Source organism: Erwinia pyri (genome assembly GCF_030758455.1).
Classification (GTDB): Bacteria; Pseudomonadota; Gammaproteobacteria; order Enterobacterales; family Enterobacteriaceae; genus Erwinia; species Erwinia pyri.
Map to the genome: position 1 here is coordinate 1,491,662 of NZ_CP132353.1, position 21,647 is coordinate 1,513,308.

At 54.5% G+C, this 21,647-nt stretch carries 22 protein-coding genes; 10 read left to right on the top strand and 12 right to left on the bottom strand.

The window, feature by feature from the left end:
* Positions 1-75 precede the first annotated feature (75 nt).
* Positions 76-1,827, bottom strand: a complete 1,752-nt coding sequence (gene yejM / locus Q3V30_RS06930) for an LPS biosynthesis-modulating metalloenzyme YejM (RefSeq protein WP_306211669.1) — start codon at positions 1,825-1,827, stop codon at positions 76-78.
* A 21-nt stretch (positions 1,828-1,848) separates the two neighbouring features.
* Positions 1,849-2,076 (bottom strand): YejL family protein, encoded by a 228-nt coding sequence (locus Q3V30_RS06935; RefSeq protein WP_306211671.1) that lies wholly within the window; start codon positions 2,074-2,076, stop codon positions 1,849-1,851.
* 156 nt (positions 2,077-2,232) lie between these two features.
* Here Q3V30_RS06935 and yejK point away from each other — a divergent pair, with 156 nt between their 5' ends.
* Entirely contained in the window at positions 2,233-3,237 is a 1,005-nt protein-coding gene (gene yejK / locus Q3V30_RS06940; RefSeq protein ID WP_306211673.1) for a nucleoid-associated protein YejK, read from the top strand.
* A 94-nt stretch (positions 3,238-3,331) separates the two neighbouring features.
* Here yejK and rplY read toward each other — a convergent pair whose 3' ends face one another.
* A complete protein-coding gene (gene rplY, locus Q3V30_RS06945; RefSeq protein WP_306211675.1) occupies positions 3,332-3,616 on the bottom strand; it encodes a 50S ribosomal protein L25 in 285 nt (94 codons plus the stop codon).
* A gap of 162 nt (positions 3,617-3,778) precedes the next feature.
* Between rplY and Q3V30_RS06950 the strand changes: the two genes are divergently transcribed.
* Together Q3V30_RS06950 and nadS are read left to right on the top strand one after the other, a co-directional pair.
* Positions 3,779-4,153 (top strand): type II toxin-antitoxin system RelE/ParE family toxin, encoded by a 375-nt coding sequence (locus Q3V30_RS06950; RefSeq protein ID WP_306211676.1) that lies wholly within the window; start codon positions 3,779-3,781, stop codon positions 4,151-4,153.
* Positions 4,150-4,440 carry a NadS family protein gene (gene nadS, locus Q3V30_RS06955; protein WP_306211678.1) on the top strand — a complete coding sequence of 97 codons (291 nt, stop codon included), beginning with the start codon at positions 4,150-4,152 and terminating at the stop codon, positions 4,438-4,440. The genes Q3V30_RS06950 and nadS overlap by 4 nt, the downstream gene beginning before the upstream one ends.
* Before the next feature lie 58 nt (positions 4,441-4,498).
* On the opposite strand, the gene radD is transcribed toward nadS, so the two are convergent.
* Positions 4,499-6,253 (bottom strand): DNA repair helicase RadD, encoded by a 1,755-nt coding sequence (radD, locus tag Q3V30_RS06960; protein WP_306211680.1) that lies wholly within the window; start codon positions 6,251-6,253, stop codon positions 4,499-4,501.
* Positions 6,254-6,438: 185 nt separating this feature from the next.
* On the opposite strand from radD, the gene rsuA reads away from it, so the two are divergent.
* From rsuA to Q3V30_RS06975, 3 genes are all read left to right on the top strand, one after another.
* A complete protein-coding gene (gene rsuA, locus Q3V30_RS06965) occupies positions 6,439-7,143 on the top strand; it encodes a 16S rRNA pseudouridine(516) synthase RsuA (protein WP_306211682.1) in 705 nt (234 codons plus the stop codon).
* A 37-nt stretch (positions 7,144-7,180) separates the two neighbouring features.
* On the top strand, positions 7,181-8,380 hold the full coding sequence (locus Q3V30_RS06970; RefSeq protein WP_306211684.1) for a Bcr/CflA family multidrug efflux MFS transporter: 1,200 nt from the start codon (positions 7,181-7,183) through the stop codon (positions 8,378-8,380).
* Between the two features lie 405 nt (positions 8,381-8,785).
* Positions 8,786-9,127: a YejG family protein gene (locus Q3V30_RS06975; protein WP_306211686.1), complete on the top strand. Its 342-nt coding sequence runs from the start codon at positions 8,786-8,788 to the stop codon at positions 9,125-9,127.
* Between the two features lie 10 nt (positions 9,128-9,137).
* Here the strand turns inward: Q3V30_RS06975 and yejF are convergent, their stop codons facing one another.
* The 7 genes from yejF to Q3V30_RS07010 form a co-directional block, all read right to left on the bottom strand.
* Complete coding sequence (yejF, locus tag Q3V30_RS06980) at positions 9,138-10,721, bottom strand: microcin C ABC transporter ATP-binding protein YejF (protein ID WP_306211688.1); 1,584 nt, start codon at positions 10,719-10,721, stop codon at positions 9,138-9,140.
* Positions 10,721-11,746 carry a microcin C ABC transporter permease gene (locus Q3V30_RS06985; protein ID WP_306211690.1) on the bottom strand — a complete coding sequence of 342 codons (1,026 nt, stop codon included), beginning with the start codon at positions 11,744-11,746 and terminating at the stop codon, positions 10,721-10,723. The genes yejF and Q3V30_RS06985 overlap by 1 nt, the downstream gene beginning before the upstream one ends.
* Entirely contained in the window at positions 11,746-12,837 is a 1,092-nt protein-coding gene (locus Q3V30_RS06990) for a microcin C ABC transporter permease YejB (protein ID WP_306211692.1), read from the bottom strand. Before Q3V30_RS06990 ends, Q3V30_RS06985 begins: the two co-directional genes overlap by 1 nt.
* A 10-nt stretch (positions 12,838-12,847) precedes the next feature.
* Complete coding sequence (locus Q3V30_RS06995) at positions 12,848-14,656, bottom strand: extracellular solute-binding protein (RefSeq protein WP_306211694.1); 1,809 nt, start codon at positions 14,654-14,656, stop codon at positions 12,848-12,850.
* A gap of 264 nt (positions 14,657-14,920) precedes the next feature.
* Complete coding sequence (gene mepS / locus Q3V30_RS07000; RefSeq protein WP_306211696.1) at positions 14,921-15,496, bottom strand: bifunctional murein DD-endopeptidase/murein LD-carboxypeptidase; 576 nt, start codon at positions 15,494-15,496, stop codon at positions 14,921-14,923.
* Positions 15,497-16,002: 506 nt separating this feature from the next.
* Positions 16,003-16,710 carry a phosphatase PAP2 family protein gene (locus Q3V30_RS07005; RefSeq protein WP_306211698.1) on the bottom strand — a complete coding sequence of 236 codons (708 nt, stop codon included), beginning with the start codon at positions 16,708-16,710 and terminating at the stop codon, positions 16,003-16,005.
* Between the two features lie 40 nt (positions 16,711-16,750).
* Positions 16,751-17,737 carry a CobW family GTP-binding protein gene (locus Q3V30_RS07010; protein ID WP_306211700.1) on the bottom strand — a complete coding sequence of 329 codons (987 nt, stop codon included), beginning with the start codon at positions 17,735-17,737 and terminating at the stop codon, positions 16,751-16,753.
* Between the two features lie 154 nt (positions 17,738-17,891).
* Between Q3V30_RS07010 and Q3V30_RS07015 the strand changes: the two genes are divergently transcribed.
* Positions 17,892-18,206 (top strand): hypothetical protein, encoded by a 315-nt coding sequence (locus Q3V30_RS07015; protein ID WP_306211702.1) that lies wholly within the window; start codon positions 17,892-17,894, stop codon positions 18,204-18,206.
* Positions 18,207-18,256: 50 nt separating this feature from the next.
* Here Q3V30_RS07015 and yeiP read toward each other — a convergent pair whose 3' ends face one another.
* The gene (yeiP, locus tag Q3V30_RS07020) at positions 18,257-18,829 is read right to left on the bottom strand and encodes an elongation factor P-like protein YeiP (protein ID WP_306211704.1); all 573 of its coding nucleotides are present in this window, start codon (positions 18,827-18,829) and stop codon (positions 18,257-18,259) included.
* A 172-nt stretch (positions 18,830-19,001) separates the two neighbouring features.
* Here yeiP and Q3V30_RS07025 point away from each other — a divergent pair, with 172 nt between their 5' ends.
* From Q3V30_RS07025 to fruK, 3 genes are all read left to right on the top strand, one after another.
* Positions 19,002-19,256: a YkgJ family cysteine cluster protein gene (locus Q3V30_RS07025; protein ID WP_306211706.1), complete on the top strand. Its 255-nt coding sequence runs from the start codon at positions 19,002-19,004 to the stop codon at positions 19,254-19,256.
* 316 nt (positions 19,257-19,572) lie between these two features.
* Positions 19,573-20,706, top strand: coding sequence for a fused PTS fructose transporter subunit IIA/HPr protein (gene fruB / locus Q3V30_RS07030; RefSeq protein ID WP_306211708.1), 1,134 nt, complete (start codon positions 19,573-19,575; stop codon positions 20,704-20,706).
* Positions 20,703-21,641 (top strand): 1-phosphofructokinase, encoded by a 939-nt coding sequence (fruK, locus tag Q3V30_RS07035; protein ID WP_306211710.1) that lies wholly within the window; start codon positions 20,703-20,705, stop codon positions 21,639-21,641. Before fruB ends, fruK begins: the two co-directional genes overlap by 4 nt.
* Positions 21,642-21,647 lie beyond the last annotated feature (6 nt).

A 21,647-nucleotide genomic window follows, 5' to 3' on the forward strand; every position in this document is an offset into this window, starting at 1 on the left:
AGCTAATAGTACGCAAAACGCGGTCGATTGCAAGAGGCTAACACGTTGACTGCTATGAATTTAAGCAATTGCCAGTCAGTCAGCGATAAAGCGCTTCTCTTCTGTCAGCACCTGCAGCAGCAATGCAAGCTGCGGCTTGTGATCCTTCAGGCGGTTGCCATTTTCATCCCAGGCGGTATAGCTGCCGCTGTTATCCAGCACCAGCGTGACCGTTGGCGTGGTGATCACCAACTGATGATCGGTACTGCTGGCGACCCAGTTATGACGTCGCTGGGCGGCGAAGAGATCTTCACCCTGTGAATAGTCCGCCGCAGGTGTGCTGACGTGCAGCAGGCGCTGCATCAGCGTGGTCATAATGTCCTGATGATCGGTCAGCTTACGCACCTGCTGTGCTGGCGTATCAGGCCAGTGCACAATCAGCGGCACCTGCAGATTTGCCCGGTTGCCCAGGCTGCTGTCGCCATCCAGCGCAACACCATGCTCTGCGGTGATAACCACCACCGTTTTTTCCATCAGCCCTTTTTCCTGCAGCGTGGTCAGCACATCCTGAATCTGCTTATCCACATCTGCGGCGGTGCGGGCGTAACGGCGGGAGATATTTTTACCAGCCCCTTCTTTGATCTCATTCCCACCGAGTGAAAGGTAGGAGAACCAGGGTGAGCTTTGCGACTTCTGACTCTCCAGCCAGCGTTGCCACTGGGCTGTGGTCTGGGCGTTGCTCTGCGTCTGGGATGGCGGCAGTGAGAAGTCCGCTAACAGTGCCTGACGATAGAGCGGTGAGGCAAAACCATCAGAGGCAAAGAGGCCAAACTGATAGCCCTGCTTGCCAAGAGAGTCAATCAGCGCAGAAGGAACTCTGGAGGAGAGTACGCCATCCATATAGCTTGGCGAGATGCCATAAAACAGGCCAAACAAGCCGCTGTCTGCCCGGCTACCGGCGCTGAAATGCTGGGTAAAGCTGACGTTCTGCTGAGCAAACTGCGCCAGGTGAGGCAGCGATTTCGCCAGCGTGCTCTGGTTCAGGCCATCAACGGTGATAATCAGTAAATTGTTGCGCGTCCCGCCGTCCCGGAACGTTATCTCATTCAGCGGGTAGGCGACAGAGACCGCTTCAGGATTACCCTGTTCGACCAGCCGGCGCTGATATTCCTGCGCATCCAGCAGGCCGTGACGCTCCAGGAAGCGGCGGGCGGTCATCGGATAGGAGAGCGGCAGGTTAGAACGCTGCATGGTAATCGGACGATAGAAGTTCGCATCCGCCCAGATATAGAGCAGATGGCTGGTGAAAAAGGCGGTAATAAACAGGATAGCGAGCGGTTTACCGAAGTTGCGCCTGTTCAGACTGCGAAGCTTCTGCCAGCTCCAGGTAGCAAACAGCATCTCCACCAGAAAAATGGCGGGCACGCTGATAAACATCAGCTGCCAGTCACGCGCCATCTCCGTCTGATCCGGGTTCACCACCAGCTGCCACACCACTGGATTGAGATGCAGGTGGAAGCGGTTGAACACCGCGCTGTCTACCAAAATCAGCGTCAACCCTGCGGTGGCGATAATGGCAGAAAGGAAGCGCAGCAGCCGCTGCGACATCACCACAAAGGTGAGCGGAAAGATAATCAGCAGGTAAGCGGCAAAAACGATAAAGCTGAAATGGCCTGTCCAACTGGTAAAGGCGTAAATGCGCCCGGCCAGCGAGGCCGGCCAGTCAGAAACAAACAGGTAGCGGCTGCCCAGCACAAAAGCCAGGATGATATTAAAGAGGGCAAACCAGTGCCCCCAGCTAATCATCTGGGAGACTTTTTCACGGTAGCGCTGCCGATTTGTTACCATAACAGGGTCAGGATCATCAAATTAATGGGCTTTATCGTCACGCACGGAAGCCTTAAGCGCTTCAGCGAATGAGTGCGCCAGCGAGTGCCGTTGCGCCGGCGCTACGCTGGTATTCAGCAAATTGGTCACCATATTTCCCAGTACCATCAGGGAAAGGTCGGTGGGGGCCTTGTCTTTTTCAAGCACATGGGCCAGTTCTGCGAGGAGTTTCTCCACGCGGTCGTCACTGTAGCGAGATGATTGTGGCATAACGTCGAATTTATTGAGTATTAAAGGGCGGCATCTTACCGTAAAACCGCGATTTTTTCTGCACTTTTATCGATCGCAACAGGTTAATGTTGCTGGCAGTTGATCGCAGGAAGACTCGGTGATTGAATACGCGCTAAATCTTAAGGAGAGTCTACCATGAGTCTGGATATTGAGCAGAGTGCCCTGCACCAGTTGATCAAGCGCGATGAGCAGTCGCTTGAGCTGGTGCTGCGCGAAACGCTGCTGCCTGCCAATGCGCCCGTCACCGCGATGATGGAAGAGCTGCACCGCGTTTACAGCGCTAAAAGCAAGGCTTATGGCCTGTTTAATGAAGGGAGTGAACTGGCGGATGCGCTGCGCAACTGCCGTAAAGGGGAAGATGACTTCCTGGCGTTCAGCCGCGCCGCAACGGGACGTTTGCGCGATGAGCTGGCGAAATATCCCTTTGCCGAAGGCGGTGTTGTGCTGTTCGGTCACTACCGTTATCTGGCGGTGGAGTATTTGCTGATTGCGGTGCTGAACAGCCAGAACAGTATGCGTGTTAACGAAGAACTGGATATCAGCAGCACGCATTATCTCGATATCAACCACGCCGATATTGTGGCGCGTATCGATCTCACCGAATGGGAAACTAATCCGGAATCGACCCGCTATCTGACTTTCCTGCGTGGCCGGGTAGGGCGTAAAGTTGCCGATTTCTTTATGGATTTCCTTGGCGCCAGCGTTGGCCTGGATACTAAAGCCCAGAATCGGGGGCTGCTGCAGGCCGTTGACGATTACTGTTCAGAAGCGAGCCTTGATAAAAACGAGCGGCAGAACTATCGCCAGCAGGTCTACAGCTACTGCAATGAACAGCTGCAGTCCGGCGAAGAGATTGAGCTGGAGGGGTTATCCAAAGAGCTGGCTCCGCTGGGAGAAAAAACGTTTCAGGCCTTTACGCAGGAGCAGGGCTACGAGCTGGAAGAGAGCTTTCCTGCCGACCGCAGCACGCTGCGCCAGCTGACCAAATTTGCCGGAAGCGGCGGCGGGCTGACGCTAAACTTTGACGCGCTGCTGCTGGGGGAACGCATTTTCTGGGATCCCGCAACCGATACGCTGACCATCAAAGGTACGCCACCTAATCTGCGCGACCAGCTGCAACGCCGCAGCAGCGGGAAGTGAAGAGCGGGCGCGCTGCCTGCAGTTATTTGCCGGATTGAAGCCAAAAAAAAACGCCGCATAAGCGGCGTTTCTTTCACAAAAACCCGGTCGGCAATTAAGCGCGAACGAAGTCGATGTGGTGCAGTTTTGGCTTGAACGGGTGACGCTGAACAGCCTGCACTTTTACTTTCTCTTCTTTGCCGTTTACAACCAGAGTCAGAACTTCAGTGTAGAAACCCGGTTTTGCCTGGGTGTTCATTACTGAGTCGTGATCCAGTTCGATGGCTACAGCTGCTTCTTTGCCGCCATAAATGATGGCCGGGAATTTGTTAGCTGTACGCAGGCGGCGGCTCGCACCCTTGCCCTGCTCTTTACGTTCTTCTGCATTGATAGTGAACATTGTTCAATCTCTTTATCGGATTATCCTGCTACAGGCGACCCAGCAGCAGGTTGGAGTGTTCAACTTTTGCTTCAGCAAAAGCGGGGCGCATTATAGCCCAGGTTACGCGCCGCGGGCAATGGATTAAAATGGCTGCTTAAATCGCTCATTGTAACTCGTACCATGTACGAGTATGATTGGCTTACGCCCGTTAAGGATGAGGGGAGTAAATTGTTACACTTCATAGAAACACCTCTGTTTGAGCGGCTAATCAATGAGCTGCTGACATATGATGATTACCAGAAATTTCAGGCTTACCTGCTTTCAGATCCTGTCGCTGGGGCAACGATTTCTCATACTGGCGGGTGCCGTAAACTTCGCTGGGCCTTGCCGGCGAAAGGAAAAAGTGGGGGGATAAGGGTTATTTACTACTACTTAGTAAGCAGGGGTGAGATCTATTTACTCTATGCCTATCCTAAATCAGAACAGGAAAATTTGACCGATAAACAGAAAGCCGTCATGAAGCATTTTGCGCAACAAATTGAGGCCGGAAAATGAAAGATGAAATGTTTAGTGAGTTAATTGAAAGCATGCAGCAGGCTGTGAGCATTCGTCGTGGTGAAATGGAACCTGCCCGTGTTACTTCTTATCCTGTTCCTGACGTAAAGGCGATACGTACGCATTCAGGGATGAAACAGGAAGAATTTGCTCAGGCAGTAGGGGTATCTACTTCTCTCGTGCAGAGCTGGGAACAAAATAAAAGAATTCCCAGCGGGGCAAGTTTAAAAATGTTACGTGTTATAGAGAAGCATCCAGATATGCTGGAACTGTTTATGCAAGCGTAAACCCCCAGGGTTCTACAGAGGCCATTTTTATTACGCTTGATAAAATAAGAGAGCTGAATCAGCGCAGTTCGTTGGCGCGACGGTAGCGGCCCTGGTAATCGAACATTTTTTCCCGTATCTGCCAGTAATGGCGCTGCTTGCGGGCGACCACAAAATCGGGCTGGCGTAGCAGCGGTTGCAGAGCAACAATATCCGCCGCGTTTTTCCAACCCAGCGGCACGCCGGGCGCGCGTTGATGCGGACGTAAGAAGATCTGCTCAAAGGCGGTACGTTGTGCAGGGGTGCTGAGCCGGAAGCGTTCGCTCACTTCAGTCGCTTCTTCATCATAGTAACGCGCTTTCAGCCACTCGCCTTTCTCATCCTGGCCGCACTCCAGCACCATGGCCGCACAGCGCAGAACCAGCGCATCCTTGAGTTTTAGCGCCGCCTTCAGCATATCGTCCGGGTCCACCAGCACCGCGTCGCACTCATGACAGCGCCGCGCCGCAATATCATTTTCAGCATTACAGTGCGGGCAACTTTTGAAGCGGAAGCGGAAGTCGCACTGCTCCCTTTCACCTTCATCATCTTCCAGCACGCCCTGACAGCGGCGGCCAAAATGTTCAATAATGGTGCCGTCCGCGGTCGTTTTCCCCCAGAAGGTATTGGCGAACCCGCAGGCGGGACAGAAAACCTGCACCGGTTTGTTATCGCTTTTCCCTTTAGGAGAGCCGACTTCAGGGGTGAAAATATCGTGCGGATTACCGGCATAGTCGAGGATCAGGCAGTCGTTTTTTCCCGGCGAAAGGCGCAAACCTCGCCCGACGATCTGCTGATAAAGGCTGACCGATTCAGTAGGACGAAGAATGGCGATCAAATCGACGTGGGGCGCATCAAACCCGGTAGTTAATACCGCCACGTTGACCATATAGCGGATCTCTCGCGCCTTAAATGCGGTAATCAACGCATCCCTTTCTGCTCCCGGCGTTCCTGCGCTGATCAGGGCTTTACTGCCAGGCAACAGGCCAAGCACTTCCCTGGCGTGATCAACCGTTGACGCAAAGATCATGACGCCCTCGCGATCCTGTGCGAACTCGACAATCTGCTGAACGATATGCGGGGTAATACGCTGCTGTTGCTTCAGCTCACGGTTGAGGTCCGCCTCGCTGAACAGGCCATTTTCATTGGCGGTCAGACGGCTGAAGTCATACTGTACTACCGGCATGTCGAGCCTTTCCGGGGGAACCAGAAAACCGTGCTTAATCATATAGCGCAGCGGCAGTTCATAGATACAGTCCCGAAACAGCGCCCGCTCGTCACCTCTGACCATACCGTGATAATGGAACTGATAAATCCAGCCTTTACCCAGACGGTAGGGGGTGGCAGTCAGGCCCAGCAGACGCAGTTGGGGGTTGCTCTGGCGTAAATGGGCGAGGATTTGCTGGTACTGGCTATCATCGGCATCGCTGATACGGTGACATTCATCCACGATCAGCAGCGTAAACTCGCCATCAAACTGCGCCAGATTGCGTGCAACGGACTGGACGCTGCCGAAGACCACCTTGCTACGGCTCTCTTTACGCTGCAAACCGGCGGCGAAGATATCCGCCTCCAGCCCGTAAGCCTGATATTTGCTGTGATTCTGCGCCACCAGCTCTTTGACATGAGCCAGCACCAGCACCCGTCCGCGGGCCAGCCGGGCCAGCTCGGCAATCACCAGGCTTTTGCCCGCGCCGGTAGGCAGCACGATGACGGCGGGCTGGTGGGAGCGACGAAAGTAGCTGAGCGTGGCATCAACCGCTTCCTGCTGATAGGGACGTAGCGTAAATGACATGAGTAGGCAATCTGCGAGCAAAACCGCATTATGCCATGAAAGCAGAATTCGTGCGCTTCACCCTCTGTGCCTGAGCGCTAACTCCCTATATACTGTGAGTTCATTTCGAGACTCTCTCTCTCTAAACGTGCCCGTTACAGGTGCGTCGGTTTTCATTTTCAACTCAAACAGGCAGTGCAGATTTAATGCGACTTGATAAATTTTTATCTCAGCAACTGGAAGTCAGCCGGGCGATTGCTCTTCGTGAGCTGCGGGCTCGTAAAGTCACCGTTGATGGGGAAGTGGTCAGGGAAGGCGCCTTTAAGCTGAAACCTGACAACCAGGTTGAGTACGACGGCAATCCTCTGCATCTGCAGTTTGGTCCCCGCTACTTTATGCTGAACAAACCTCAGGGCTATGTCTGTTCTACAGAGGATCCCGATCATCCTACCGTGCTCTTTTTCCTGGAAGAGCCTACCGCCTATAAACTGCACGCCGCAGGGCGGTTGGATATCGACACCACCGGCCTGGTGCTGATGACCGACGACGGTCAATGGTCCCACCGCATTACCTCGCCACGTCATCATTGTGAAAAAACGTACCTGGTCACGCTGGAGTCTCCGGTCGCAGAGGATACGGCAGAGAAATTTACCGCCGGGGTGCAGCTGCATAACGAGAAAGATCTGACCAAACCGGCCACTCTGGAAGTGATTAGCGAGAATCAGGTGCGCCTGACCATCAGCGAAGGGCGCTATCACCAGGTGAAGCGGATGTTTGCCGCCGTGGGTAACCACGTGGTGGCTCTGCATCGTGAACGGATCGGCACTATTGTGCTGGACGAAGAGATGGAGCCGGGTGAATACCGTGCGCTGACGGCGGAAGAGATCGCCAGCGTGGTCGTTCCCCGTTAGTGGCAGACTAATACTTAGGAAGTGAGGAGCAATGAGGGTGCGCAAGGACAAGAACTCATCAGTGGGACTGGTGGTGATCCTCGGCCTGTTGGCCATGTTAATGCCGTTATCGATTGATATGTATCTGCCTGCGCTACCGCAAATTGCCCGCGAGTTCGGCGTGTCGGCAGGCAGCGTGCAGATGACGCTGAACCTCTACATTCTGGGGTTTGCGCTGGGCCAGCTGGTGTACGGTCCTCTTGCTGACAGCTTTGGCCGCAAGCCGGTGATTGCCGTGGGAACGCTGGTATTTGCCGTGGCTGCCGCAGCCTGCGCGATGTCGCAAACCATCGATCAGCTGATCTTTATGCGCCTGCTGCACGGCCTGTCGGCAGCGGCGGGCAGCGTGGTGATCAGTGCGCTGATGCGTGACAGCTACTCGAAAGAGGAGTTTTCACGCATGATGTCCTTTGTGATGCTGGTTACCACCATTGCGCCGCTGCTGGCGCCGATAGTGGGCGGTTGGCTGCTGCTGCTCTGGAGCTGGCACGCCATTTTCTGGGCCATTTCCGGCGCGGCCGTGGTCACTACGGTGCTGGTGGTCACCCAGATCAAAGAGACGCTGCCCCGCGACAAGCGGCAGAAGTTTCACCTGCGCACCACGCTGGGCAATTTCCTCTCCCTGTTCCGCCACAAGCGGGTCTTCAGCTACATGCTGGCCAGCGGCTTCTCCTTTGCCGGGCTCTTCTCCTTCCTGAATGCCGGGCCGTTTGTTTACATTGAACTGAACCATATCAGCCCGCAGGACTTTGGTTACTACTTTGCGCTTAACGTGGTGTTTTTGTTCCTGATGACGCTGCTTAACAGTCGCTCAGTTCGCCGCTTCGGCCCGCTGGCGATGTTCCGTTTCGGTCTGCTGATACAGTTCACCATGGGCGTCTGGATGGTGATCGTCAGCGCCTTCAATCTTGGATTCCTGCCGCTGGTGTTTGGCGTGGCGATGTTTATCGGCTGCGTGGCCATGGTCTCATCGAATGCGATGGCAGTGATCCTGGAAGAGTTTCCGCATATGGCGGGCACCGCCTCCTCGCTGGCCGGTACGCTGCGGTTTGGCGTCGGCGCGCTGGTCGGCGCGCTGCTCTCCACGCTGTCGTTTAACAGCGCATGGCCAATGGTAGGGTCGATATTTATCTGCTCGACCTTCTCTATTTTGCTGTTTATCTACGCCACGCGCCCGCGTAAAGCAGCCTCACCCTGAGTGACTTTGTGCGCCTGGCGGTTCAGGCGCACAACGTTTTCCACTGTGGCAAAACTTCTTTCTGCAATTTTGCCTTCAACGTTTCTTCTCTGCCTTCCTCTCTTCATATCCATAACTCCCCTCTGCTTACTTCAACCATTTGTCCGGGATGTTCTGCCATGAATAACCCTCAGCAAAAGTATTGTTATTTATTTGTAAAAATAACCGATGGAAAAGTTACCGTCTTGCAACAAATCAGTTGTTATTCCGCCCCTGACGCGGTAAATATAACGTTAAAATGAGAGATACTTCTCAAAATCAGCCCTGTAAGAGAGGGAAGAACAAAGTCATTACGGGTCCTGATGATGCTGATAAAAGCAGGTTTGCGTAGCTGAAGAGGGACCGATACCGGTCTGGGGAGTTTGGGTGAATACGTTACAACATTCTGTGGTACATCGTTTACCGCAAAGCTACCGATGGGGAGCGGGACCCGCTGGCAGCAGCGTCGAACCGCTGGTGATAAATAACCTCTCTGCCGATGACGATCTGATTGGCCTTACGCTGCTCAGCCATGAGGGCGACCAGGCATGGGAGATCATGGGCATGATCCAGGATGCGCTGGCGGAAATTCAGATTGAGTGTGCCGTAGTGGAGTGCGCAGGCGAACCCTGCCTGTTTGTGACTCGTCAGGATGAGAGTGCGACTACCTGTCGGCTGAAAAACTTTGGGGTGGGCATCGCCGAACCCTTTCAGGATGCTTCTGCCTGACCTTATCTGGTCAGGCAAGAGAGAGTAGCTGCCGGGTATATTCTGCTCGGGGCGCAGCAAACAACGCTTCACACTCACCTTGTTCCACCACTTCTCCCTCCCGCAGCACCACCACCTGATGGCATAGCGAACGCACCACCTTCAAATCATGGCTGATAAAAATGTAGGCCAGGCGATGAGTTTGCTGAAGCTTCAGCAACAGCGCCAGGATCTGCTTCTGTACCGAGCGGTCAAGGGAAGAGGTTGGTTCATCCAGAATAATCAGCTGGGGTTGCAGAATAAGCGCGCGGGCAATGGCGATGCGCTGACGCTGTCCGCCCGAAAACTCAGCCGGATAACGGTGCCGGGTATCCGCATCAAGACCGACCTCCTGCATCGCCTCTTTCACTTTCGCCTCACGCGCTGCCGCATCCAGACTGGGATGATGCACCTGCAGACCTTCAGCGATAATCTGCAGCACGCTCAGCCGGGGATTCAGCGAAGAATTAGGATCCTGGAAAACAACCTGCACCTGACGGCGAACCGGCAACATTTTGCGGCGGTCCCACAGGTGCAGCGGCTGGTCACGAAACCAGATTTCACCTTCTGAGGCAATCAGCCGCAGCAACGCCAGGCCGGTGGTGCTTTTCCCGGAACCGGACTCGCCGACCAGACCCAGACTTTCCCCTGGCCGCAGCGTAAAGCTCAGCGATTTCAGCGCATGATGGTAACCGCCGATCCGCCGCAGAAATCCCTGTTTCAGGGGAAAGGCGACCCGAAGATCTTTAACCTGCAGCAAAGGCGGCGCTTCGCTGTCTGCCGGGGCAGGGCGCCCTTCGGGTTCAGCATTAAGCAGCGCCTGCGTGTAGGCGTGAGCAGGCGCACTGAACAGCTTCGCGGTGATATTGCTCTCCACCGCCTGGCCGTTCCGCATAACTACCACGCTGTCAGCCAGTTGACGCACGATATTGAGATTATGGGTGATAAACAGCAGCCCCATATTCATCTCCTGCTTTAACTCTTTCAGCAGCGTCAAAATTTGTGCCTGCACGGTCACGTCCAGCGCCGTGGTGGGTTCGTCGGCGATCAGCAGTTCAGGCTGAGTCAGCAGCGCCATCGCAATCATCACGCGCTGACGCTCGCCGCCGGAAAGCTGATGCGGGAAATCCTTCAGGCGTCTGGCGGCCTGACGGATCCCTACCCGATCCAGGCAGGTCAGCATCTCTGCCCGGGCCGCCTCTTTACGCATGCCCCGATGCAGCGACAGCACTTCATAGAGCTGCTTTTCGATGCTGTGCAGCGGATTAAGCGACACCATCGGCTCCTGAAAGATCATCGCCATGCGGTTACCGCGCAGGCCGCGTAGCGTTTGTTCATTCGCTTGCAGAACATCCTGACCGGAAAACAGGATCTTGCCCTGTGGATAGTTAACAGGCGGCGAGGGCAACAACCGCATCATCGACAGCGCCGTGACGCTTTTCCCGGAACCGGACTCTCCTACCAGCGCCAGAGTTTCACCGGCATCAACAGAAAGCGACAGATCGTTGACTACCAGACGCTCCACGTCGCCCTGACGAAAGGCGATGCTCAGATTATTTACGCTCAGCAATGCCATCAGTACACCTTACTGGGATCAAAGGCGTCACGAACCGCTTCGCCGATAAAAATGAGCAGCGACAGCAGGATCGCCAGTGAGAAGAAGGCGGTGATCCCCAGCCAGGGCGCCTGCAGGTTATTTTTCCCCTGCAGCAGGAGTTCGCCTAATGAAGGCGACCCCAGCGGCAACCCGAAGCCGAGGAAATCGAGCGAGGTCAGGGTGGTGATTGAACCGCATAAAATAAACGGCAGGTAGGTCAGGGTGGCAACCATGGCGTTGGGCAGCATATGACGGGACATAATCTTACTGTCGCTGACGCCAAGCGCCTGCGCCGCACGAATATAGTCGAAGTTGCGGGTACGCAGGAATTCAGCTCTGACCACGCCCACCAGCTGCATCCAGCCAAAAGCGACCGTGATCGCCAGCAGCCACCAGAAACCGGGCTGGATAACGCTCGACAGCAGAATGATCAAAAACAGGGTCGGCATGCCGGACCAGACTTCAATAAATCGCTGGCCCCAGAGATCCACCCTGCCGCCGTAATAGCCCTGCGAGGCGCCGACCACAATGCCGATCAGGCTTGAGGCCAGCGTCAGCATCAGGCCAAAAATCAGCGAAATACGCGTACCGTATAGAATACGCGCCAGCACATCGCCGCCGTTGGCATCGGTGCCCAGCCAGTTCTGGGTCGAAGGAGGGGAAGGGAAGGGGACCGCGGTGGCAAAATTGATCGTGCCATCACCAAAGCGCACAGGCGCCCAGATTGCCCAGCCCTCTTTATCCAGGCGCGATTTCAGCCAGGGATCCTGATAATCCGCCGCCGTGGCTAAAGCGCCGCCGAAGTCGGTTTCATCGTAATCCACCAGCAGTGGAAAATAGGTGCGGTCGTGATAGTGCACCAGCAGCGGCTTGTCGTTGGCTATCAGCTCGGCACCCAGGCAGAGCAGAAACAGAACGGCAAAAATCCAGAGCGACCAGTAACCACGGCGGTTATGGCGGAATCGGGCCCAGCGCGCCTGATTAACGGGGCTTAAGCGGCTCATCAGCGTCCCTCAAAATCGATGCGCGGATCGACCAGCGTATAGGTGATATCGCTCAGGATATTCAGCAGCAGGCCAATCAGCGTGAAAATATAGAGCGTGCCAAACATCACCGGATAATCGCGCTGGATGGTGGCGTCATAGCCCAGCAGTCCCAGGCCGTTCAGGGAGAACATCACCTCTATCAGCAGCGAACCGGTAAAAAACATGCTGATAAAGGTTGCCGGGAAGCCGGCAATCACCAGCAGCATGGCGTTGCGGAACACATGGCGATAGAGGATTTTTTTCTCATCCAGCCCTTTGGCGCGGGCGGTCACCACGTACTGTTTGCGGATCTCATCCATAAATGAGTTTTTAGTCAGCATAGTGAGCGTGGCGAAGCCGCCCACCACCGTGGCGATAACCGGCAGAGTGATATGCCACAGATAATCGGTAATTTTGCCGTACCAGGGCAGGGAGTCGAACTGGGCAGAGACCAGCCCTCGCAACGGGAACCAGTCCAGATAACTGCCGCCGGCAAACAGCACAATCAGCAGAATACCAAACAGGAAAGAGGGGATGGCATAGCCGGTAATAATCAGCGAGCTGCTCCAGATATCAAAGGCGCTGCCGTTACGCACCGCTTTTTTAATGCCCAGCGGAATTGAAACCAGATAGATTATCAGCGTACTCCACAGCCCCAGCGTCACGGAAACCGGCAGGCTCTCTTTAATCAGCTGAATAACCGAGCTGCTGCGAAACAGGCTGTCACCAAAATCAAAGCGCAGGTAGTTCCACAGCATGGTGAAGTAACGTTCATGCAGCGGCTTGTCAAAGCCGTAGCGTTTAGTGATCTCTGCAATGACTTCAGGATCCAGCCCGCGGGAACCGCGATACTGGCTGTCAGCCGGGCTGGCGTTGAGCCTGGTGCGCGCCTGCGCTTCACCGCCGCTCCCTCCGCCCGGCATTCCGGTGGTTTGCCCAAACTCGATATTGGCGAGCGCCTGGTCAACTGGCCCGCCTGGCGCTATCTGCACAATAAAGAAGTTAATGGTGATGATCGCCCACAGGGTGGGGATCACCAGCAGCACTCTGCGAAGTAAATAGGCGCCCAAGCTCCTCTCCTTAACGACGTTGGGCCGGCAGTCGCGCGGCTTTATTCACATCATACCACCAGCTGTCGAAGCCCAGAGAATAATCAGGGCGCGTACCAGGCATGGAAAACTTGTTCCAGTAGGCATAGCGGTTCGTGGCGTTGTACCACATCGGGATCATGTAGTAATTCCAGGTCAACACGCGATCCAGCGCCCTGCCAAGAGGCAGGAGGGCAGCCTTATCGCCCTGATGCTGGTTGATTTTGGCAATCAGTTCGTCCAGTACCTGGCTCTTCACATGCGGGCGGTTATAGCTGGAGTCAATAAAGGCAGAGGCCCAGTAAATCTGCAGATTGCTGTCCGGGAAGGGCATAGCAGGGTAGGGGGAGGGCAGCATATCAAAGTCGCTTTTGCGCAGCCGTGCCAGATATTGCGAGCTGTCGACCTGGCGAATAGTCAGGGTGATCCCCAACCGGCTGAGGTTATGCTGGAACGGCAGCACCCACTGATCGTTGCCGCCGCTGCGCAGCAGCAGCTCAAAAACGAAAGGCTTGCCGGTTTTGACGTTGGTCAGCCGGTGATTTTTCAGCTCCCAGCCCGCCTGTTTCAGCAGCGCCAGTGCCTTCAGCATATTGTCCCGATCATAGCCGCTGCCGTCGGTATGGGAAGGCTGATAGATCTGCGAAAAGACCTCATCAGGAATTTTTCCTTTCAGCGGCCCCAACAGCTCAAGCTCCTGCGCGTCGGGATAGCCCGTGGCGGCATACTCGGTGTTCTGAAAATAGCTGCGTGTGCGCTTATAGGCATGGTAAAACAGCGCTTTATTCATCCACTCAAAGTCAAAGCTCAGGGAGAGGGCTTCCCTGACACGCCGATCGCTGAACTGCGGTTTCTGCACGTTAAACGCCAGCCAGGTGGAGTTGGTGGCCACCTCATTCGGCTGCTCCTCTTTGCTGATAAAGTGATTATCAAAATTTTTGCCGCGATACTGTGTGGCCCATTTCTTGGCCGAGCCTTCGGTACGGAAGTCAAACGCACCAGCCTTAAAGGCTTCAAAGGCTACGTTGTCATCCAGGTAATAGTCATAGCGCAGCGTATCAAAATTAAAGCGCCCTTTATTGACCGGCAAATCGGCAGCCCAGTAATCCTTAACCCGCGTATAGGTGATGTACTGACCCACTTTATAAGAGGCGACCCGGTAAGGGCCACTGGAGAGGGGCGGCTTTGCCAGCGGCTCCCCAAGGTCATGATCCTTCCAGAACTTTTCCGGAAAGACCGGCGTGGAGAGCAGAGAGAGCATTTTGTCACGGTTACTCTCCGGCAGCTCAAACCGCACCGTCAGGCGTGAAATCGCTTTTGCCGTCACGCCCTTATAGAAAACGCGATATTGCGGCACCCCTTCCGTCATAAATTTATGGAAGGTGAAGGCGACATCTTCTGCGGTGATGGCGGAACCATCATGGAAACGCGCCCGGGGATTCAGGGTGACCTCAATCCAGCGGCTGCTGTCAGGATAACGGGCAAATTCAGCTATCAGGGGATAATAGCTGCCCGTTTCATCATCGGAAGTAGTGAACAGCGGATCGTAGAGCGTATCCGTGCCCGCGCCAGGATTCCCGCGCGTGGCAAACCGGTTAAAGTTGTCATAGGTACCGATAGCGGAGAGGGTAATGCTTCCGCCCTTTGGGGCGGCGGGATTGGCATAATCATAGTGGGTAAACTGAGTAGCGTATTTAGGTTCACCAAGCTGCGCGAAGGCATAACTCTCATTGATATTTTCAGCGCGGGCAGCAAGCGTAAACAGGCTGAAAAGTAAAAATGTAAACCAGCGCAAGATCATGGTGTTAATCAGCTCCCGGAAAGACAGATGCCGCAAGGTTAGCAGCAGCGCAACAGGCGAAGCAACGGCAAACCGCGGCTCTTTACGCTTCCAGACACTCGCCCCGGAAGAAAGATCGCGCGTAAGCGCTAAAACAGGCCGTCGCTGCGGTTCCGCACGGAGCGGCGGCAGACATCGGCTTCTCAGTGACGGCCGACGGCTAAAAAAAAACGCTGCCAAAGCAGCGTTTATTATCTCGTTTTCGCAGACTTCAGGGATCTGAAATCAGCTCGGCGTGTGGCTCAGCACCCGGCGCGCTTCGCGGTAACGCTTCTTCCAGTAGCTGTCGTTCAGACTTGAGATCATAACGCCACTGCTGGTAGAAGCGTGAACAAAGTTATCGTTGCCGAGGTAGATGCCGACATGCCGACCGGTAGAACCGGCGCGGAACAGAACGATATCACCCGGACGTAACTTGCCACGGTTAATGCTTTTTCCGGAGTCTTCCTGCTCATAGGTCGAACGGGGAAGATCTAAACCAAACTGCTCACGGAAGGTGGTCTGTACAAATGCCGAACAATCAATGCCGCGTTTGCTGGTACCGCCGAGACGGTAACGAACGCCTTTCCAGTCCGCATACTGATCCATCAGACGGGATTTAATATCCACGTTCTGGACCATCTGTTCGAATTCATCCTGAGACGCTTGAAGTAAAAAGCCATTCTGGCCTTTAACTGCATGAGTATCAGTTTGTGCATTATTGCTGGTATTCGTCGAGCTACATGCTGATAAAACTGTCGCTAATGCGATTGCGGGCAACACCCGCCAGATATATCTCAGTATTGGTTGAGACTTGACCATTATGTTTGTGATCCCTTGAGGTCCTTAACGACGAGGTCGTTAGAAAAGTTGCGAAACGAAACGAGATTAATTAGCGCGACAGGGTAAGACAATTCCTGAAACGCAGAAGTGTGCAGGGAAGCACATTTTTTAGCGTAAATCCTGGAAATGGTCTACTGAAGTAGCCTAACTGAAAGTGAGGTTACCCGATTACAAGCCCCATAGCGAGGGGTTTGAGCGACTTTTTTATAGGTTTTTTTGATATGAAACAGGAATCTATTAATGCGCGCATTTTATCGGCAATCATGGAGAAAACTTGAGGGAATAATGGAACGAAGTGCGCAAAAAACAGGCGGAGCCGGAAAAATGAGATTAATCACGCTGGACAATAGCGTTTAGTCACCATATTTGCGGGGGCGGTAACCATAACCAAAACTTCTCTGTGCCGTTTAGTAAGGAGACTAATAATAAGGGCGATAAATAAAAAACTGATTAATCAGCCTCTTTTTTATCGCCCCGAATCGATATTACTTAGCGGGTTTATATTTGCCCGGCAGGTGACGATAGAGCGCATTAACCAGGTAATCGCTAAGCGGGGTCAGTAAGCACCAGCTCATGCCCACCAGCACCACTGAGAGTGAACCCACGACCACATCAGTAAACCAGTGTGCGCCGATCATAATACGTGGTGAAGCGAATACAATCACAATGGCTACCGCAATCATAAAGGCGCGGCGCGTAAAATAACGCAGCATAAAGCAGGCAAATATCATTAGCATCATGCCGTGGTCTCCCGGGAAGCTGTCTGATGAAGCATCTTTAGCGGGGATCCCGGTTAATTTCGTGACGTGATTAACGTCCGGGAAAAATTTGGTCGGGCTGGGATGGGAGACCGGGATCAAATGCCCCAGCTGGTTCAGCCCCACGGCACAAATTAACATTGCAATGCCAACAGCCAGTAATCTGCGGCGGCCTGGGGCTGTTTCACGCCGCCAGAAATGCAGATATAAGCCGCCCATCGCCAGTAATGAAACGCCGTCAAAGGCGCGGAAGTTGGTAATAGCCAGCAGCCAGAGCAGCGGCTTATTGGTCAGCAGCCGGTCGTTAAACCAGTAAAAGATATTTTTATCCAGCTGGAACCAGAAACCGTGGTTAACCGGCAGATACCAGGAAAAGAAAAGCGCAAATCCCAGTACATTGAGTACCAGGATGGTCAGTAAACGGTTAGTGGTCATTTCGGGTTAAGGATAAATTAAGAAATAGTAATGGCGCAGATTATACCTCAGGAGTTAAACGAAGTTTCAACAAAGAACTTTGCAAGCTGTTCCAGTCCGCTTCCGCTTCATGGATCATTTCAATACGGCTGTCCGGCGGCGAAGAGGGGCGGGTTTCAATATGAAAGTCTTCGCCCTGACGGTTAACGCTGACCAGTCCCTCCTTAATACGCATTACCCCCTTTACGCGGGTAACGGGCGCAAGACGGACCCATTCGAGCAGGCCAATGGTGTCAAACACGGTCTCATCATCAAAAATCCAGCCGCAGGCATGGTAGCCCTGACCCTGATTTAGCGATCGCCGCCAGCGTGTTCCCGAAGTCAATGACAGAGCAGCCAGCCCGGAAGGGGGCGCTGCGTGTGCATGATGATGCTGCGCCTGGGGTAACGTGCGCAGATTCAGGCGCGGCTGCGCCAGCACCCTCTGCTCTATTTTGCCAAAGCTGACCGGGATCACCGGCCGTTGCAGCGCATCGTTACTCTGCCACTGCGCCAGGGCTGTTCTGTCCTCCGCCTGCCAGCGATCTTCTTTATTAGCTACGATGATATCGGCTGCGGCCAGCTGATCGCGGAAATTTTCATTCGCCACGACGCGGGAATCGGCAAACTGGCGGGGATCCAATACGCAGAGAGAGGCATCCAGGGTCAGCCATGGGCGATAGACCTCTGCCGAAAGCATATCCAGAATCTGCTTAGGATGACCCAGACCGGTGGGTTCAATCAGCAGGCGGTCAGGTTTAGCCTGCTTCAGCAGCATATTAAGCCCAACCTGCATCGGCAGACCGTTGACGCAGCACATGCAGCCGCCGGGGATCTCTTTCAGAATGGCGCCGCTTTCTGCCAGCAGCGCACCGTCGATACCGACCTCACCAAATTCATTCACCAGCACCGCCCAGCGTTCATTCTCTGGTTTATTAGCCAGCAGGTGCAGCAGGGTGGTGGTCTTACCGCTGCCCAAAAAGCCGGTAATCAGGTTTACACGGGTCATTTATCTCTCCTGTAACGACGATCGCTTATCAAGTTTTGCTGTTTTTGGCCGATTTCATATCTGTTGCTACAGATGAAATCGCTGTGGTTTATGTTCAGGATGTTTGCTGCCAGACATCTATGCTTATCAGACAACAAACGCGATAGTGAGGGTTATGATGAAAAGCATTCAACCGGCTTTAATAATTATGCTTCTGGCTACGGGAACAAGCCATGCACTGGCACAGGAGAGGGCTACAGAAAATAGTTCTGGCAACCTTCAGTTCCAGGGTGCAGTGATGGAAACCAGTTGTACAACGGATATGCAGCAGAATCGGGTCATGACATCCTGTTTTCGGGAGGGAAAAAATCAGATGATAAGCGCTCCCGTTTCGGCCCTTCAGCATTTGCCACCGGCGATAGGTAGCTCTGAGCTGCGCTGGCTGGACAGCACTCACCAGCGGGCGATCCTGACGCAGAATTATAATTAAACGTTATAACATAACATGTAAGGCGATGCACAGCGCACCGCCTTACAACGTTATTCGGCACGTCCCATATAGCGACGCTCGGGAATATGAATGCGGATTTTATCGCCGTTGCTCAGATACTCCGGAACCTGAATCACCAGTCCGGTGCTCATTTTAGCCGGTTTGGTGCGGGCGCTGGCTGATGCCCCTTTGATCCCTGGGGTGGTTTCCACAATTTCCATGTCCACCGTTTGCGGCAACTCAAGCGCCAGAATCTGCCCCTCCATGGTTAATACCTGAATGCCGGGAATGCCGCCTTCGGGCAGAAACAGCAGCTCCTCTTCAATCTGCTCGCCTTTAAAGACATAGGGCGTGTAATCCTCATCATCCATAAAGACGTATTCGTCGCCATCGATATAAGAGAAGGTTACCTGACGACGGCTCAGAGAGATGGTGTCGATGATTTCGTCGCCCTTAAAGCGCTCTTCAACTTTAAGCCCGGTACGGATATCGGTGAAGCGCATTTTATACAGGGTCGACGCACCACGTGCGCTGGGGCTCTGCACATCAATATCTTTGACTAACAGCAGCTTACCGTTATGGCTTACCGCCATCCCTTTTTTAATTTCGTTGGCTCTTGGCATTCTGAACTCTCGATAATTGGGCTGTGAAAATTTCTCGCGACAACTTACTCCGGCTCACCCCTTCAGGCAAGTAGCAGACCAGAAAGGAGAGGGTGAAATTGTGCCTCACTAAAGGATAGCCTTCGCCGCATGCGCCTGCTATTGTCGCGCTTTCAACGCCGGGGAATCTTTGATGAAGTGCCGTGACGCCTGTGGGGCTTGTTGTACTGCGCCTTCCATCTCTTCACCCATTCCCGGCATGCCCAACGGCAAACCTGCCAACACGCCCTGCGTTCAGCTTAATGATCAGCAGCGCTGTAAAATCTTCACCTCGCCGCTGCGGCCTGCGGTTTGCGCGGGCCTGAAACCCACGGCTGAAATGTGCCATAGCAGCCGTCAGGAGGCGATGGTCTGGCTTCTGGATCTGGAGCAGCAAACCGCGCCCTGATTAAATTTCCCCGCGCCCAGCCTGCATTTATCACCCGGACACCTCTCTGTTTTATTCCGTCCCGCCAACTGACTCGCTTTCAGCAGCCGTCAGCAAACGCAGCGGCAGCCTGCTGCTTTTCGAAAAAAGGTCAGCAAAATGTGCGTGGCATCAAAAATCTGCTACGCCGTTGACGGTAAAACTTGCCAGCCGTTGGTGAACAGGACCACACTCCTTGAAACGTTTCAGCGGTGTCTGTTCAGCTTGTTGCTTCAACAGCCAGCGCTTTTTTTCTCATAATAGCTGAAACGATTCAGATTCAGCAGAGAGGAGAACTATGTTCCAGCTAGCATTAGATGCCATCCATCCTGGCGCCACCGCCGGGAATAAAGAAGAGGCTATCCGCCAGGTTGCCGCTGCGCTGACATCAGCCGGCAATGTGGGGGAAGGGTACGTCAACGGGATGCTTGCCCGTGAGCAGCAAACTTCCACCTATCTGGGCAATGGTATTGCCATTCCTCACGGCACCACCGACACCCGCGATCTGGTTTTGCAGACCGGCGTGCAGGTATTCCAGTTCCCACAGGGCATTGCCTGGGGCGAAGATCAGACCGCGTATGTGGTCATCGGTATCGCGGCTAAGTCAGACGAGCATCTTGCGCTGCTACGTCAGCTTACTCATGTGCTGAGTGATGACAGCGTGGCTGAAGAGCTGAAAACCACCGATTCCGCAGAAACGTTGCGCAGCCTGCTGATGGGTGAAAAGCAGGGTGCTGAATTTAAATTTGATACTTCGCTGATCGCCACAGAGGTGGCCGCCAGCGATTTAATGACGCTACAGGCACTGAATGCGGGTCGTCTGCAGCAGGCTGGCGCCGTTGACGCCCGCTTTGTCAGCAGCGTGATCTCAGGCAAGCCGCTGAATCTGGGGCAGGGCATCTGGCTGAGCGACAGCACCGAAGGCAACCTCGGCAGCGCCATTGCCATCAGCCGTGCGGCTGAAGCCTTTGATGTAGCGGGGGAAAAGGCTGCGCTGCTGCTGACCGTAGCGGTAACGGACGATCGGCCAATGAGCGTGCTGAACTACCTCAGCGACCTGCTGATTCAGCAGAAAGCTGAACGCCTGCTGAAGGCGGATGCGGCGGGCATTCTCGCGCTGCTGACCAGCGAAGTCTCTGAACAGGCAGACGTGCTCACTGAAGAGTTTACTATCCGTAACGAGCACGGGTTGCATGCCCGTCCGGGTACGGCGCTGGTTACGGTTATCAAACAGTTTAACTGTGACGTTACCGTGACCAATCTTGACGGCAGCGGTAAACCGGCCAACGGACGCAGCCTGATGAAAGTGGTGGCGCTGGGCGTGAAGAAAGGCCATCGCCTGCGCTTCACCGCCAGTGGTGAAGATGCCCGCGCGGCGCTGGATGCCATTGGTGAAGCTATCTCCGCTGGCCTGGGCGAGGGGGCAGCATGAGCAGACGCGTTGCTACCATCACGCTGAATCCCGCCTATGACCTGGTGGGTTACACGCCAGAAATCGAGCGCGGTGAAGTCAACCTGGTAAAAACCACCGGCCTGCATGCAGCCGGCAAAGGGATTAACGTGGCCAAAGTCCTGAAGGATTTGGGCATTGATGTCACCGTGGGTGGTTTTTTGGGGAAAGAGAATCAGGATGGCTTCCAGCATCTGTTCAGCGAGCTGGGGATTGCTAACCGCTTCCAGGTCGTGGAAGGCCGTACCCGCATCAACGTGAAGCTTACTGAAAAAGATGGCGACGTCACCGACCTTAATTTCTCTGGCTTTGACGTGACGCCGCAGGACTGGGAACGTTTCACCACCGATTCGCTGACCTGGCTTGGCCAGTTTGACATGGTCTGCGTCAGCGGCAGCCTGCCGGCAGGCGTGGAGCCGGATGCCTTCACCGACTGGATGAAAGCGCTACGCACCCACTGCCCGTGCATCATTTTTGACAGCAGCCGTGAAGCGCTGGTCGCCGGACTCAAGGCGGCCCCCTGGCTGGTAAAACCGAACCGCCGCGAGCTGGAAATCTGGGCTGGCCGTAAGCTGCCAGATTTGCAGGACGTGATTGAGGCAGCGCATGCGCTGCGGGAGCAGGGCATTGCCCACGTGGTTATCTCACTCGGTGCAGAAGGCGCGCTGTGGGTGAATGCTTCAGGCGAATGGATCGCCAAACCACCCGCTTGTGAAGTGGTCAGCACGGTAGGTGCCGGGGATTCTATGGTTGGCGGGCTGATCTATGGCCTGCTGATGCGTGAATCCAGCGAGCACACGCTGCGTCTGGCTACGGCTGTTGCGGCGATGGCCGTCAGCCAGAGCAACGTGGGCGTAACCGATCGTACCCAGTTGGCCGCGATGATGGCGCGCGTCGACCTACAACCTTTTAACTGACAGCAG